The organism is uncultured Dialister sp. (assembly GCF_900538805.1).
Classification (GTDB): Bacteria; Bacillota; Negativicutes; order Veillonellales; family Dialisteraceae; genus Dialister.
The window spans coordinates 1-13,819 of sequence record NZ_UPZP01000059.1; the positions used below are offsets into that span (position 1 = coordinate 1).

Sequence of the window (13,819 nt, forward strand, 5' to 3'; positions counted from 1 at the left end):
TATAAACCATTAAAGACTCATCGCTAAAGCTTTTTGGAACCCCCGGTCTAACCGGGGGTTTTCTATAGACAAAAAACGGCGCCCCCCAAAGGGCGCCGCACCACCATTGACTATTTACAATATACCATCTAATATCTGACGTCTGATGTCTACTTTCCTCCCTCTATCTTCTCCGCCGCCTGTATATCCTTCTTAATCTGTTCCACCAGTGCCTCCGGCGTGGGGAAGCGGATTTCTCCTCGGATCCTTTCCATCCATTCCAGGGTGAAGGATTTCCCATAGATGCTGCTGTCGAAGTGGAAGATGAAGGTCTCTATGGTTCTTTCCTTTCCTTCAAAGGTAGGATTTTTGCCTATGTTGGTGATGGCGGAGTATTTCTTTCCGTCTATCACTGCATAGGCGGCATAGACGCCGTCGGCGGGAAGGACGCGGTCTTCGGTGAAGGAAAGGTTGGCAGTCGGAAATCCCAGGACTTCGTGGCCCCGCCGGAAACCGTGAACCACGTCGCCGGTAATGGTGTAGTGCCTTCCCAGAAGGCGGGCCGCTTCTTTCACCTGTCCTTTCTGGATGAGCTGCCGGATGGCGGTGCTGGAAACGGTTTTTCCGTTTTCTGCTTTCAGACGGGCAATTCGGACAGGCACATGCTTTCTGAGCGACCATTCTTCCAGGAGCCTGCTGTTTCCTTTAGCCTTTCTTCCGAAGGTGAAGTTTTCTCCTGCCGCAAGGCCAAAGAGACCGGGGAGCTGTCCCAGTTTCTCCAGAAATTCTTCCGGCGCCTCTTCCAGAAATTTCCTGTCCGGACGAAGGAAGAGGGCAAAGGCCATGCCTGCTTCTGCCATGGAGGCCGCCTTTTCTTCCCGGTTCTGGAGGAGAGGCACATGCACATCCGGCGCAAGGACCGCCATGGGATGGGGCCAGAAGGTGAAGACGCCGGGCAGGGCGCCTTGTTCCTTTGCCAGTTCCTTTGCCATGCGGAATACTTCCTCATGGCCCCTGTGGCAGCCGTCGAAGAAGCCCATGGCCAGCACGAATTTTTGATTTTTGGGAAGTTCTTCCCATGAATGATAAATTTCCATAGAAGCCTCAGGAAAATACTTTTTTCGGATGAATGATGCCTTTGGAAAGGGAGGCGATGCCAAGGAAACGGGGGCCGCAGAAAACGGCGGTCCTGCCGCAGTCTTCCCCATGGAAGCGAATCCTTTTTCCCTGGAGGAAATCAGCTCCTTCCTTTTCGGAAAGTTCGACGGCCGGCAGGGCAGAAAGGATGGGATGGAGGTCGGAAATCACCGCCCCATCCGGGTCCTTTTCAATGTCTTCCAGCGTTTTGGCATCCTTCAGGGAGAAGGGACCCATTTCGGTCCTGGTAAGGGCACTCATGGTGAGAAGGCAGCCCGCTTCTTTTCCCAAGTCCCTTCCCAGGGCGCGGATGTAGGTGCCCGCAGAGCAGGTGACGGTCATGGAAAGGAAGGGCGGCGCAGTCTCTGTAATTTCCAGTTTATAAATGGTGACAGGCCGGGCAGGAAGGTCCACTTTCTTTCCTTCCCGGGCCAGCTTGTAGGCCCGCTCTCCATTGACTTTAAGGGCGGAGTAGCTGGAGGGCACCTGCATGATGGGGCCCCGGAATTTTTCCGCTGCCCTTTCAAAGACGGAAAGGTCCTCCGGGATGGGCCCCTCTTCTATAACCTGTCCTGTCATGTCTTCCGTATCCGTGGCAAGGCCCATGCGGAAGACGGCCTCATAGGTTTTGGTGTGGATAGGAGCGTATTCGATGAGCCTGGCAGCCCTTCCCAGAAAAACCGGGAGCACCCCCTCCGCCATGGGATCCAGGGTGCCGCCGTGGCCTATTTTCTTCTGGTGGTAAATGCGGCGAAGTCTGGCAATGACGTCGAAGGAGGTCCAGTCCTTCGGCTTTGCCACATTGATGACGCCGTCCATCAGAGATATTTCTCCGCAGCCTTCACAAAGAGCGGCTCTGCGTCCTCAAAGCTTTCATGGATGGTGCAGCCGGAGGCCTTCCAGTGGCCGCCGCCGCCGAATTCTGCCGCCAGGTCGCCCACATTGGCGTGTTCCGTGGAACGAAGGGAAATCCTTGTTTCCTTTTCTCCCTTGTACTTGAAGAGCGCCGCAATCTGGCAGCCCTTGATGCAGCGGGGAATGGAGGCATAGTAATCGGAATTTTCGCCGTCCAGCTCCATGGCTTCCTTCCCCATGTAGGCGATGACGATCTGCCCGTCATGGTAGGAGTGCACCGTGCCTGCCACCAGCTGGTAGCATTTCATGGCTTCCTCCGTCTTTTCGTCCAGCCGGTTGGCAATGTAGTCCGGTTTGGCACCCATGGCTACCAGCTGGCTGGCCATGAGAAGGGTGTGGGCGGAGGTGCAGGAGAATTTGAAGAAGCCGCTGTCCGTACCGATGGCCATGTACAGGGCGTTGCAGGTATCCTCGTCCATGGTAATTCCGGCGTCGAAGAACATTTCTGCCAGCATTTCCGCGGTGGCAGCGTACTTGTACTGCAGGTAGAGATAGTCGGTGTACCTTTCATTGGAACGGTGATGGTCGATGCAGAGGCTGTCCACATCGGGGAAATTGAAATTTCCGCCGCGCTCCAGATTTCCCAGGTCCGTAAACACCAGGGCATCATAGTCCTTCCCCTCCGGCATTTCTGTATGCACCAGGGCGCTTGTCTTAATAAGGCGGTACACATGGGGCACCGGGTCGGGAAGAAGGATGTCCGCTTCCTTTCCCAGCTGTACCAGCACATTGTGGAGGGCGCAGATGGAACCTACATCATCTCCATCGGGATGTTCGTGGCCCACCAGAAGGAAGCGGTGATGGTTCATCAGGAAATCCCAGGCCTCCTTCTTTCCGATTTCCTTCGCATGATTCAAACCAAGGCTCATTCTTTGTCCTCCTTGTGAATCTTCTTCAAAAGACCGTCAATGTGCATGCCATAGTCCAGGGAGGTGTCCTCGGCAAAGGAAATCTCCGGAGTGTAGTAGATTTTCAGCCGCTGCCCCAGCTCCCGGCGTACAAAGCCCTTCCCCTTGTTCAGCGCTTCCAGGGAGGCCTTTTTCTGTTCATCGCTGCCAAAGAGGGATACATAAATCTTCGCTTCCCGAAGGTCGCCGGTCACTTCCACTCCCGTTACCGTCACAAAACCGATGCGGGGGTCCTTCAAATCGTGAAGGAGCATATTGCTCACTTCCTGCTTGATAAATTCCTGTACTTTCCGTACTCGCAATTCAGACATGGGTTTCACCTCACGTTTTTATAAAAATATCCGCCTTCTATGCAGTTGGATAAAGGCGGATACTATGAAATCATTATATATGAGGGGCCGCTCCGCGGCCCCGGGTTCAGAAGGTTCAAAGGGTTCTGCCTGCCTTCGGCAGGCGGGTTCAAAGGGGAAGGTATCGCCTATGGGCGATGAGTTTGTATGCTGTGGAGGTCCTGCATAGGACCTCCAAGTCAGCCGAAGTTGGCCCTTAGCCTGCCCATAAAAGGGCCTTCCTTTTGTCGGCTGACCGTTTTCGGCGGCAGTGCTGCCAAAGGCAGCGAAAACCGCAAAAACGGGCATTTTCCTCGCCCGCAGGGCGGTTGTATGGTTTTCCCACGGGCGAAGCCCGGTAGTAAAGGTTTTACCATAATGGCGCCTTCAATTATTTTAAGGCGCCACCACCACCCTATGAACCTTTTGAACCAGCCCGCTTTCAGCGGGCCGAACCCTTTGAACCCTCACGCCCGAAAGGGCGTGTCCTTACTTCAGTTCAGCCGCTTCTTCCTTCAGTTCGAAGGCTTCCAGCTGGTCCCCTTCTTTCACGTCACGGTAGCTGTCGATGGAGATGCCGCATTCAAAGCCTGCTGCCACTTCTTTTACATCATCCTTGAAACGGCGGAGGGAGTTAATCTTGCCTTCGTGGATAACGATGCCGTCACGGATAAGGCGGAGCTGGCAGGTGCTGGTAATCTTGCCGTCCTGTACATAGGAGCCGGCTACGATGACCTTCGGTGTATGAATAACCTGGCGAACTTCCGCATGGCCCAACACCACTTCCCGGATGGTGGGGGAAAGCATGCCGGCCATGGCGGCCTTCACATCGTCGATGCAGTCGTAAATGACGCGGTAGAGGCGGATGTCTACGCCGTCCTTTTCCGCCATGCCGCGGGCATTGGCATCAGGACGAACGTTGAAACCGATGATGAGGGCATGGGATGCGGAAGCCAGCATGACATCGGATTCGTTGATGGCGCCTACGGCGGAGTGAACGATGGAAATACGGACTTCTTCGCTCTTAATGCCCTGGAGGGACTGTACCAGTGCTTCTACGGAACCCTGGACATCGGCCTTGATGATGATATCCAGTTCCTTCATTTCCCCTTCCTTAATCTTTTCAAAGATGTTGTCCAAGGTAACCTTCTGTACATTCCGCTGTTCTTCTTCCTTGGCCTTGGAAGCGCGGAGTTCTGCAATGGCTCTGGCCTTCTTCTCGTCCATCACGTAGAAATGGTCGCCTGCTTCCGGTACGCTGTCCATACCCAGGATTTCCGCCGGAGCGGAGGGCTCTGCGTTCTTCAGTTTCCTGCCGTTTTCATTGGTCATGGCACGGACACGGCCCCAGCTCTTGCCGGCCAGGATGCCGTCGCCCACATGGAGGGTGCCGTTCTGTACGAGAACGCTCATGACGGGGCCTCTGCCCTTATCCAGCTGGGCTTCTACGACTACGCCGTAGGCTTCGCGGTTCGGGTTGGCTTTGAGTTCCTGCATTTCAGCCACCAGCAGGATATTTTCCAGGAGGTCATCAAGACCAATTTTCTTCTTCGCGGAAATGGGGGTCATAATGACGTCGCCGCCCCAGTCTTCTGCCAGAAGGCCTTCCTTGGACAGTTCTTCCTTGATGCGGTCCGGGTTGGCGCCGGGTTTATCAATCTTATTAATAGCCACCATAATGGGCACCCCTGCATTCTTGGCGTGGTGGATGGCTTCGATGGTCTGGGGCATAACGCCGTCGTCGGCCGCCACGATGAGGACAGCGATATCCGTAATCTGGGCGCCTCTGGAACGCATGGCCGTGAAGGCTTCATGGCCCGGAGTATCCAGGAACGTAATCTTGTGTCCCTTGTAGCGAATCTGGTAGGCGCCGATGCGCTGGGTAATGCCGCCGGCTTCGTGCATGGCCACATTGGTCTGGCGCAGCGCATCCAGAAGGGTGGTCTTGCCGTGGTCTACGTGGCCCATGATGGTAACCACTGCCGGTCTGGGTTTCAGGAAACGGGGATCATCGGGAGCCGGTGTGTATTCGGTAGGATCAGCTGCTGCGGCTGCTTCCTTCAGGGTGACGCCGAATTCTTCCGCCAGGATTTCGATGGTGTCCCGGTCCAGGTTCTGGTTGATGGTGGCCATGACGCCGTCCATCATGAGATGCTTAATGATTTCGCTGACTTCGCGTCCGAAGAGTTCCGCCAGTTCCTTCACCGTCACGCTGGGCGGCAGTTCCACTTCCGTAGGATAGGAGGCAGTCTTCTTTTCAGCTATATGCTTTTTCTTCTTGGTCTGGTTCAGGGATCTGGCCATCAGGGAGCCGCCTTCCTTTTCCCGGCGGCTTCTTTCCCAGTCCTTCTTGGACTTTTTCTTGGCCGGTTTTTCCCTTCTCTGTGCCGAAGCCGGTGCTTCTTCTACCGGAGTGGGAGCAGCGGGATGATTATTCCTGTCGCCGGTTCTTCTGTCCTGACGGGAGCGGTCATTTCTGTCATTCCTGTCCTGACGGGAATTCCTGTCATTCCGATTTTCACTCCGTTCACCGTTTCTGGAGGGTCTGCCGCCTTCGCTGCGGTTTCTGCCGTCCCTTCCGGAATGGTCATTTCGGTTATTCCTGTCGTTTCTGCCCTGGCGGTCATTCCTGCCGTCTTTGCGGCTGCCCTGCCGGTCGTCACGGTTCCGGATTTCCTTCTTTTCCGCCTTCGGCGCCTGTTTTGCCTCTTCATGAACCGGCGTCTTCACTTCTTTCTTCTCCGCCTTCGGTGCTTCCGCTTTGGGAGCTGCCTTTACAGGCGCTTCTGCCTGGGGAGCGGGCTTTGGTTCTTCCGGCACTTCAAAGGAAGAGTAGGATTTCCGTCCTGTTTCCTGTTTCTTCCGATCCGTAGGACGGCCCTGCTGGTCGAAGCGCACGGTGCGCATGGGCGGCCTTTTGGCCGGTTTCTTCTTGGCAGCAAATGCCTTTTCCAGAATGGCACAGCCATTGTCATCTACGCCGCTCAGTCTGCTGGTAATGTCCACATTGTGGCTTTTCAGTACGTCCAGCACCTCTTTCTCTGTTTTGCCATACTGTCTGGCTAATTCATATACTCTCTTTTTCTTCTGCATAAGCAGCCTCCCAACCTTTATGATTTCCGGCGGTCAATCTTTTCTGCGATTGCCTTTCCGAATCCTTTATCTGTAATCAGCGCTGCCGTCCTGACCCCTTTGCCCAGGGCCTGTCCCAGTCTTTCCTTTTCTCCAAAGATTTTTGAGGAAATATGGAATCGTTCAGCAGCTTTTATATATTCATCCTTTGTCCGCGGGGAGCTGTCTTCTGTAACAATCAGCAGGACGCCCTGCCCTTTCTTAAGTCCTTCCGACACCTGTTCATTCCCGGAAAGCAGCCTGCCTGCTTTCATGCAAAGGCCAAGCATCCTGTAAATGGGCTCATCCATTTTCAATCTGCGCCTTCAACGCTTCGTACACATCCTTGGACACCGGACGCTTCAGGGACTTTTCCAGACCATGGTTCTCATAGGCCTTGTTGAAGCAGTCCATGTCATCGCACACATATACGCCGCGGCCCGATTTCTTGCCTGTCCTGTCCACTTCGATGACTCCCGTAGGGAGCACTACGATACGGAGGAGTTCCTTCTTCGGTTTTAATTCCTTGCATCCCACGCACATGCGCATGGGAATCTTCTTTACCTTCATTCCCTATCCTCCTGCGCTTCTTCCACTGCCGGAGCCTCAGCATCACCGCCGGCTTCAATATCTCCCAGGATATCGTCGTCTTCCGCCTCATCGGCCTGGCCGAAGCCCTCTTCCTTGGCCTGGGTTTCGCTCTTGATATCGATCTTCCAGTTTGTCAGCTTTGCTGCCAGCCTTGCATTCTGGCCTGCCTTACCGATGGCCAGGGACAGCTGGTAATCAGGAACGATAACATAGGAGGATTTTTCTTCTTCCCATACGGAAACGGAAATCACCTTGGCCGGAGACAGGGCGTTGGCGATGTATACGGCCGGATCCTCATCCCAGCGGACGATATCGATTTTTTCATCATGAAGCTCGTTCACAATGTTCTGCACCCTCTGGCCCTTGGGACCTACGCAGGCGCCCACCGGATCCACCTTGGGGTCCATGGCGTAAACGGCAATCTTGGAACGGGAACCCGCTTCGCGGACCACGCTCTTGATTTCCACGGTGCCGCTGTAAATTTCAGGAACCTCCAGTTCAAAGAGTCTCTTCAAGAGTCCCGGATGGGTTCTGGACAGGATGATTTCCGGTCCCTTGGTGGTCTTTCTCACTTCCAGCACATAGCACTTGATTTTATCATTGGGATGGAACTCTTCCCCTTCAATCTGTTCCGCATAGGGAAGGATGCCTTCCACCCGGCCCAGGTCTACGAAAATAGTGCGGGATTCGCTCCATTTCACGGTGCCCGTAATCACATCGCCTTCGCGGCCGGAGAATTCATCATAAATAGAACCTCTTTCCGCTTCCCGGAGCTTCTGGATCATCACCTGCTTGGCAGTCTGTGCAGCGACACGGCCGAAATTCTTCGGTGTCACTTCGATGCGGAGCATATCACCTGCTTCATAGGACTTGTCAATCTTCTTGGCATCTTCCACGGAAATTTCATTCACCGCATTTTCAGAGGCCGGGTCGATTTCCTCCACCACCATCTTTTCTTCATAAATATGGTAATCTCCGGTCTCCCTGTTCAGGGTGACAGAGGACTTGGCATTGCTGCCGGTTTCCTTCTTGTAGGCAGTGAGCAGCACCATTTCCAGTGCATCAAAAACGACCTTCTCGTCTACCTTTTTCGCCTTCACCAGGCCCTTGATTGCTTCGATTAAATCTAAATTCACGATGTCCATTTCCTCCCGGAATCAAAATGAAAAATGCAGTCTAACCTGCGAAATCTTATCTCTACTTAAAGAAATGTTTCCCTCTTCCGTTTCCAGAAGAAGAGAGCCCTCCTCACCAAGACCAAGCAGTTTGGCCGTAAAGGCTTTGACCCCCTTCTTCCCTTCCAGGGGAGCAAAGAGCTTCACATCCACGTCCTCGCCGGTGTAGCGGATGAAATCCTTGTCCTTCTTCAGCACACGGTCAAGGCCCGGAGAAGAAACCTCCAGCATGTAATTATCCGGAATCAGGTCCGCCTCATCCAGAAGTGCCCCGGCCGTCTCGCTCACCGTCTGGCAGTCGTTCAAATCCACGCCGCCTTCCTTGTCGATGTAAATGCGGAGAATCCAATTCCTCTCCCGCACATATTCCACATCCACAAGCTCCAGGCCTTCACTCTCAAGCTTTGGCTCCAGCAGCTTTTCCACCGCTTCTTCCACATCCCTGCGCGCCATATGCCCTCCCTTATCCTTAATATAAGAAAGAGTGAGCCGAAGCTCACTCTACAGGAAACTCTATACACACACTTACAGTTAGATTATATCACACTATGTAAAGGGTGGCAAATCATTGGGGCCGCAAAACGGCCCGGGTTCCGAAGAAAAAGGTTCTTAAGATTAACCGGCCTTCCGGCCGGAGGGTTCGGAGGTTTGACACCGCCTGCGGCGGTGAGGGTTGTGGTATCGCCCTCCGGGCGATGAGCATAAAGGTGGCGTTACGGGATTACCTTCCCCATCAACTGCCATTCTAAGGAAGCGCTTCCTCAAATCATTGTCTGCTTTGATTCTTGAATTCCTATACACCGCAAGGCCCAAGCAGCGGTCTGATTTACTGTTTTCTCCTACATATAGTATGTATTTCTATTTTATCCATCAATATACGGTATAATAATTTTTCTCAAGGTACTTATAGAAAGATTTTAATACCTCCAGATGCCCATGGTATCAGCTTTCAGGGACTTCATCCTTTCCCGCATGGCAGGGCACGTTTTTTGACCGCCGTTCGATTCAGGTATAAAATATAGATAGAAAGCGATGAATAGTTCATTCATCACAATTTGATAAAGAAAGGTGGGCTGATGAAAATGTTGGAATTCAAAAAGATTCTCGTTCCTTACGATGGTTCTTCCTATGCGAAGAAAGCACTGGCTGTGGCTGCTGATACGGCCCGGCTCATTCCCGGCGCCGAGCTCTTCATTGCAACCGTGGCTCCTGCCGAAGAGCCGAAGGAAAAGGTTCGGATTACAAAATCCGCCGCTCCTGATGAGCCGCCGCCGAAGAACCCCGGTGAAATTCTTCTGGACGAAGCGGATAAGCTGGTGCCTGAGGAAATCCCCCGCCACCTCATCCTCCGTGTAGGCGACCCCGGTGAAGAGCTGGTGGCGCTGACTCTTCAGAAGCCATTCGACCTCATCATCATGGGCAGCCGCGGCAGAGGCGCCCTGAAGAGTCTCCTCATGGGTTCCGTTTCCAGCCACCTGGTAAGCAACGTGAAATGTTCCGTGTTCATTATTAAATAAATAGGTCAAGTCAAAAAGGGCCGTGAGAAAATGTAAATCATTTCTTCACGGCCTTTTTTCAATATTCACTTTCACTGAAAGCTTTAAGGAAGCACTGCCATCATTTTTTTGCCGCTTTTCCGCTTCCGCCGGAAAACTGCACCGCCGCCTGAATCACCCGGGCAAAGGCAGGGGGAATCAGTTCTTTAGAGAGGCTCCTTCCCAGGGTTCTTCCGATGATGACCCCCTTATTTCCATAAAGCCAGGCAAAGTAGTAGAACTCCAGGGCCTCCCGATTTCTTGGATTGATGTTTTTCAGCTTCACCGGCGGATAGTAGCCCTTGGGCAGTCCCAGTTTGGCACCTGCTTTTTTAATGAGGGACGTATTCACCGCATCGCCGGCGTCTTCCATATCCCCAATGACCTGGTCTAAGGCCTTCCTTCCCCGATGGGCAAGGCAGGACTTCACCACGTCCATTTCATAACAGATGAAATCGGTGAAAAACACATAGGGCGACTGCTTTGCCGTGCCCATGACGTCCCTGTCGTAAAGGCACACCGCCGGTATGTGGAAGCGCCGCACCAGCTGGGCGATTTTGGAAATGGAACTTTCTCCCCGTGCATTGATAAGACAGATGCCGTGGTAGTCAAAATTCACTCCCAAAGTCTTGGCAAAATAACCGAAGGAGCCGTATTCTGTCTCCCCTTCCACCAGGATGGTGCATTTGGAATACAGGGCTTCCTTCACTTCCGGAAAATGCATGATCAGGTGCTTCTCGATTTCCCTGTCAAAGTGGAAGGACGCGCCGCAGGCGGCCTGCACCTTCTTCCTGTCATCCCAGTAAATGCGGATAATCTGCCGGTAATCGTTCACCAGGGAGTCCGTGGAATGGGTAACCACGAAGAGCTGGCCGTTCAGCCCGTCCACTCCCAGTATGGTCTGCACCAGCTTCAGGAAGAAGGGTTCCTCGTTATTCAGAATGGAGCGGCAGAAGGCCAGCATAGCCCTCTGCAGGTAGGGATGGAGATGAAGCTCCGGTTCGTCGATGCTCACCGTCACCGGAAGGAAACGGCGCCCCCTTTGGTCGGTGATAATCATATTTTCAAAAGAAATGGCCCGGCTTTCCTTCTTCCTCATCATCTTGATAAGAAGGGAAACCCCGACGGCAATCATGAGCTTCATGGTAGAATCATAGGACGTGCCGATGGCGATGGAGCGGAAGATTTCATTGAACAGAACCAGGGTGGCCTTACGGGCATCATCCTTCGGGAGGGATAAGTGAAATCCCTTCTGGTTCAAAAGCCTTTCCACCTCTTCAATCACTTCGGGCCCACCGGAAAGGTACCCTTCAAAGATGGAAATGGTTTTCGCAATGTCCTCTTCGGAAATCATTTTCCGGGGCACCTCATCTAGGGCAAAATCAATATAAAAGAGGCATCGCGTATACTCCAGCGGCAGCTCCTCTCCGCTGTCCATGTTATACAGCTTGGGCACCACCTGCCGCACATGCTGCCGGAGTTCCAAATGGGCCGTGTCCTTCAGCCCGTCATCTTCAGAAGACAGGGTAATCTGTATGCGGATCGGTTCATCGGCATCCAGAAAATCGCTTTCCTTGAATCCGTATCCATGGGTGATGGATTTCAAAAGGGTGAGAAAATTACTTTTCCCGATATTGTTATCCCCTACGATATAATTCACCCGGCTGTCAAAGTGCAGCTCCACATGACGAAAGGTACGGTAATTTTCTACCAGCATATGGGATATAAACATGGCCCTGCCTCCTTCACATCTGCATTTTTCCTTTTCTTTATTATATCATGATGAAAAAGGAGGATTACAGGCGAAAGAAGATAGAAGGTAGAAGGTAGACGTCTATTTTCTATCTTCTATTCTTACCGAGATCCTCCGCTTTCGCTCAGGATGATGAGTGGGAGGCGGGGAGGCTGCCTCCATTGTCATCTCGAGCGGAGCAGCATGCGGTATGGGTGGTAAAGGACTTGGACTCATTGTTACTCTGAGTCGAGAGATCTCCTGCCCCATTGCGACGTGTTCCATTGGAGCGTGAGATTTCTCCACTCCGCTTCGCTGCGGTCGAAATGACAGCGGCAGGCGATATTGGTGTCATGAGAGTCTGGTATTTTCAGCCTCCCCGCCCACTAGTATTGACCGATATATCTGTCATTTACGACTCTTATCGAGATCCTTCGCTTTCGCTCAGGATGACGAGTGGGAGGCGGGGGCTGCCGAAATCCGGTCATGGCAGCGGCGGGAGGGGAAAACCGGCAACCCGCTTCCTCACACTGAAAAAGCGGCGCCTTCTATTTCAAAAGGCACCGCTTTTATCATTCCTTGCTACAGTCCCTTCTTACTGCTTTTCAAAGGGATCGTCTTCCGGATTCCGGTTGTTCAGGATTTCATCAAGCGTCTTCATGGGGCACATGGAGCCGCACATGGTGCAGGTGAATTCATCTTCCGGTTTGCTGCTTTCCCTGTACCGTTTTGCCTTGGCCGGGTCGATGGCCAGCGGAATCATTTCCTTGAAATCCACCTTTCTTCTGGCCCAGGACATTTTTTCGTCCCAGAGCGCCGCTCCTTTCACGCCCTTGGCCAAATCCGCCGCATGGCAGGCGATTTTGGAGGCCACAATGCCTTCATGCACATCGTCCACGTCCGGCAGGCGGAGATGTTCCGCCGGTGTCACGTAGCAGAGGAAATCGGCGCCGCAGGATGCGGAAAGGGCTCCGCCGATGGCGGCGGTAATGTGGTCATACCCCGGTGCCACATCGGTAACAATGGGGCCAAGCACATAGAGAGGTGCGCCGTGGGTGAGCTTTTTGGCCACTTCCACATTCATGCGCACATCGGAAATAGGCATGTGCCCCGGTCCTTCCACCATGACCTGCACGCCGGCCTTCCTGGCACGAAGCACCAGTTCTCCCAGATTGATGAGTTCGGAAATCTGGATGGCATCGGTGGAATCATGGCCGCTGCCGCTGCGGCAGCCGTCTCCCAGTGACAGGGTGACATCGTATTTCCGCAGGAGTTCCAGAAGGCGGTCAAACTGTTCGTAAAAGGGATTTTCCTTCCCGTGCATGTACATCCAGGCGAAAAGAATGGAGCCGCCCCGGGACACCAGATTGGTAATCCGCTTGTTCCGCATAATGTGCTTTGCGGTTTCCCGGTTCAGCCCGGCATGGATGGTCATGAAATCAACGCCGTCCTTCGCATGCCGTTCCACCACGGAGAATAAATCGTCGGCGGTCATATCCTTCAGTCCCTTGTGAAGCACTCCCTTCACATCGTACATGGGCACCGTACCAATGGTAGCGGGGCTGTTCTTCACCAGCCATTCCCGGAAAGGCGCGGTCTCCCCGTAGCAGGACAGGTCCATAATGGCCTCCGCCTTCATTTCCCAGGCCAGCTTTGCCTTGGCCTGCTCCGTTTCATAATTGCACACATCCTCTGAAATCCCCAGATTCACATTCATCTTCGTCCGAAGGCCCTTACCAATGGCATAGGGATGGAGGGACTTGTGGTAAATATTGGCAGGAATGACAATGGTCCCTTCTGCCACGCCCTGCCTGATAAACTCCACAGATACCCCTTCCTCACGAGCCGCCGTTTCCATTTCCTTCGTTATGATTCCCTGTCTTGCCGCTTCCAGCTGTGTCATAAGTTCCTCCCATGAAAAAAAGCCCGCCATGGCGGGCTTTGAACAAACAGATTTCCTGCTTCCTTACGTCGGTATGAACCGCATCAAGTTCAAAGGGTCGGATACCATCCTCTCAGTCTTTCGACTCCCCCAGCATGTATGTATGTATTATACCATACCGCGTCTACCGGAAATCAAAAACAATGCCTGGGGAAACAATTGAAAAAGAGGATAGAGAATAGAGGATAGAAGTCTGACGTCTGTCGTCTATTGTCAGATTGCCTCTCCCCTTCCTGTCATTTCGAGCTGATCGTAGCGGAACCTCGAAATCTCCTGCCATTATGGCACTTTGCCACGCATGACAGAAAAGTCACCTGCAAACAGGGAAGTGCTGATTAAATCGTTATCGGATTTCATTCTTGTGTTTTTATTCAATGCAAGGAATCAGTCGACGCGAATAGCGAGCTATTTAAGGAGACTTATGACGTAGCATTGGATAAAAATACATATGAAATTCGATTCTGC

At 53.0% G+C, this 13,819-nt stretch carries 12 protein-coding genes and 1 riboswitch; of the genes, 1 reads left to right on the top strand and 11 read right to left on the bottom strand.

What is annotated here, in order from left to right:
• Window positions 1-149: 149 nt before the first annotated feature.
• The 9 genes from ribF to rimP all read right to left on the bottom strand — a co-directional run bounded on the left by ribF (window position 150) and on the right by rimP (window position 8,598).
• Complete coding sequence (gene ribF, locus QZQ29_RS06255; RefSeq protein WP_296961241.1) at window positions 150-1,076, bottom strand: riboflavin biosynthesis protein RibF; 927 nt, start codon at window positions 1,074-1,076, stop codon at window positions 150-152.
• Between the two features lie 7 nt (window positions 1,077-1,083).
• A complete protein-coding gene (gene truB, locus QZQ29_RS06260) occupies window positions 1,084-1,935 on the bottom strand; it encodes a tRNA pseudouridine(55) synthase TruB (RefSeq protein ID WP_296961245.1) in 852 nt (283 codons plus the stop codon).
• Window positions 1,935-2,900, bottom strand: coding sequence for a bifunctional oligoribonuclease/PAP phosphatase NrnA (locus QZQ29_RS06265; RefSeq protein ID WP_296961248.1), 966 nt, complete (start codon window positions 2,898-2,900; stop codon window positions 1,935-1,937). The genes truB and QZQ29_RS06265 overlap by 1 nt, the downstream gene beginning before the upstream one ends.
• Complete coding sequence (rbfA, locus tag QZQ29_RS06270; protein ID WP_296961251.1) at window positions 2,897-3,250, bottom strand: 30S ribosome-binding factor RbfA; 354 nt, start codon at window positions 3,248-3,250, stop codon at window positions 2,897-2,899. Before rbfA ends, QZQ29_RS06265 begins: the two co-directional genes overlap by 4 nt.
• A 507-nt stretch (window positions 3,251-3,757) precedes the next feature.
• Window positions 3,758-6,361 (bottom strand): translation initiation factor IF-2, encoded by a 2,604-nt coding sequence (infB, locus tag QZQ29_RS06275; protein ID WP_296961254.1) that lies wholly within the window; start codon window positions 6,359-6,361, stop codon window positions 3,758-3,760.
• Window positions 6,362-6,378: 17 nt separating this feature from the next.
• The gene (locus tag QZQ29_RS06280) at window positions 6,379-6,690 is read right to left on the bottom strand and encodes a ribosomal L7Ae/L30e/S12e/Gadd45 family protein (RefSeq protein WP_296961271.1); all 312 of its coding nucleotides are present in this window, start codon (window positions 6,688-6,690) and stop codon (window positions 6,379-6,381) included.
• Window positions 6,683-6,949, bottom strand: coding sequence for a YlxR family protein (locus QZQ29_RS06285; protein ID WP_296961257.1), 267 nt, complete (start codon window positions 6,947-6,949; stop codon window positions 6,683-6,685). The genes QZQ29_RS06280 and QZQ29_RS06285 overlap by 8 nt, the downstream gene beginning before the upstream one ends.
• On the bottom strand, window positions 6,946-8,106 hold the full coding sequence (gene nusA, locus QZQ29_RS06290) for a transcription termination factor NusA (RefSeq protein WP_296961260.1): 1,161 nt from the start codon (window positions 8,104-8,106) through the stop codon (window positions 6,946-6,948). The genes QZQ29_RS06285 and nusA overlap by 4 nt, the downstream gene beginning before the upstream one ends.
• A gap of 21 nt (window positions 8,107-8,127) precedes the next feature.
• On the bottom strand, window positions 8,128-8,598 hold the full coding sequence (gene rimP, locus QZQ29_RS06295) for a ribosome maturation factor RimP (RefSeq protein ID WP_296961262.1): 471 nt from the start codon (window positions 8,596-8,598) through the stop codon (window positions 8,128-8,130).
• Window positions 8,599-9,221: 623 nt separating this feature from the next.
• On the opposite strand from rimP, the gene QZQ29_RS06300 reads away from it, so the two are divergent.
• Window positions 9,222-9,662 (top strand): universal stress protein, encoded by a 441-nt coding sequence (locus tag QZQ29_RS06300; RefSeq protein WP_296961265.1) that lies wholly within the window; start codon window positions 9,222-9,224, stop codon window positions 9,660-9,662.
• A 100-nt stretch (window positions 9,663-9,762) separates the two neighbouring features.
• On the opposite strand, the gene QZQ29_RS06305 is transcribed toward QZQ29_RS06300, so the two are convergent.
• Together QZQ29_RS06305 and thiC are read right to left on the bottom strand one after the other, a co-directional pair.
• Window positions 9,763-11,412, bottom strand: a complete 1,650-nt coding sequence (locus tag QZQ29_RS06305; protein ID WP_296961267.1) for an AAA family ATPase — start codon at window positions 11,410-11,412, stop codon at window positions 9,763-9,765.
• A 595-nt stretch (window positions 11,413-12,007) separates the two neighbouring features.
• Window positions 12,008-13,315, bottom strand: coding sequence for a phosphomethylpyrimidine synthase ThiC (gene thiC, locus QZQ29_RS06310; RefSeq protein WP_296961269.1), 1,308 nt, complete (start codon window positions 13,313-13,315; stop codon window positions 12,008-12,010).
• Between the two features lie 43 nt (window positions 13,316-13,358).
• Window positions 13,359-13,456: riboswitch (TPP riboswitch) on the bottom strand.
• Window positions 13,457-13,819: the final 363 nt, after the last annotated feature.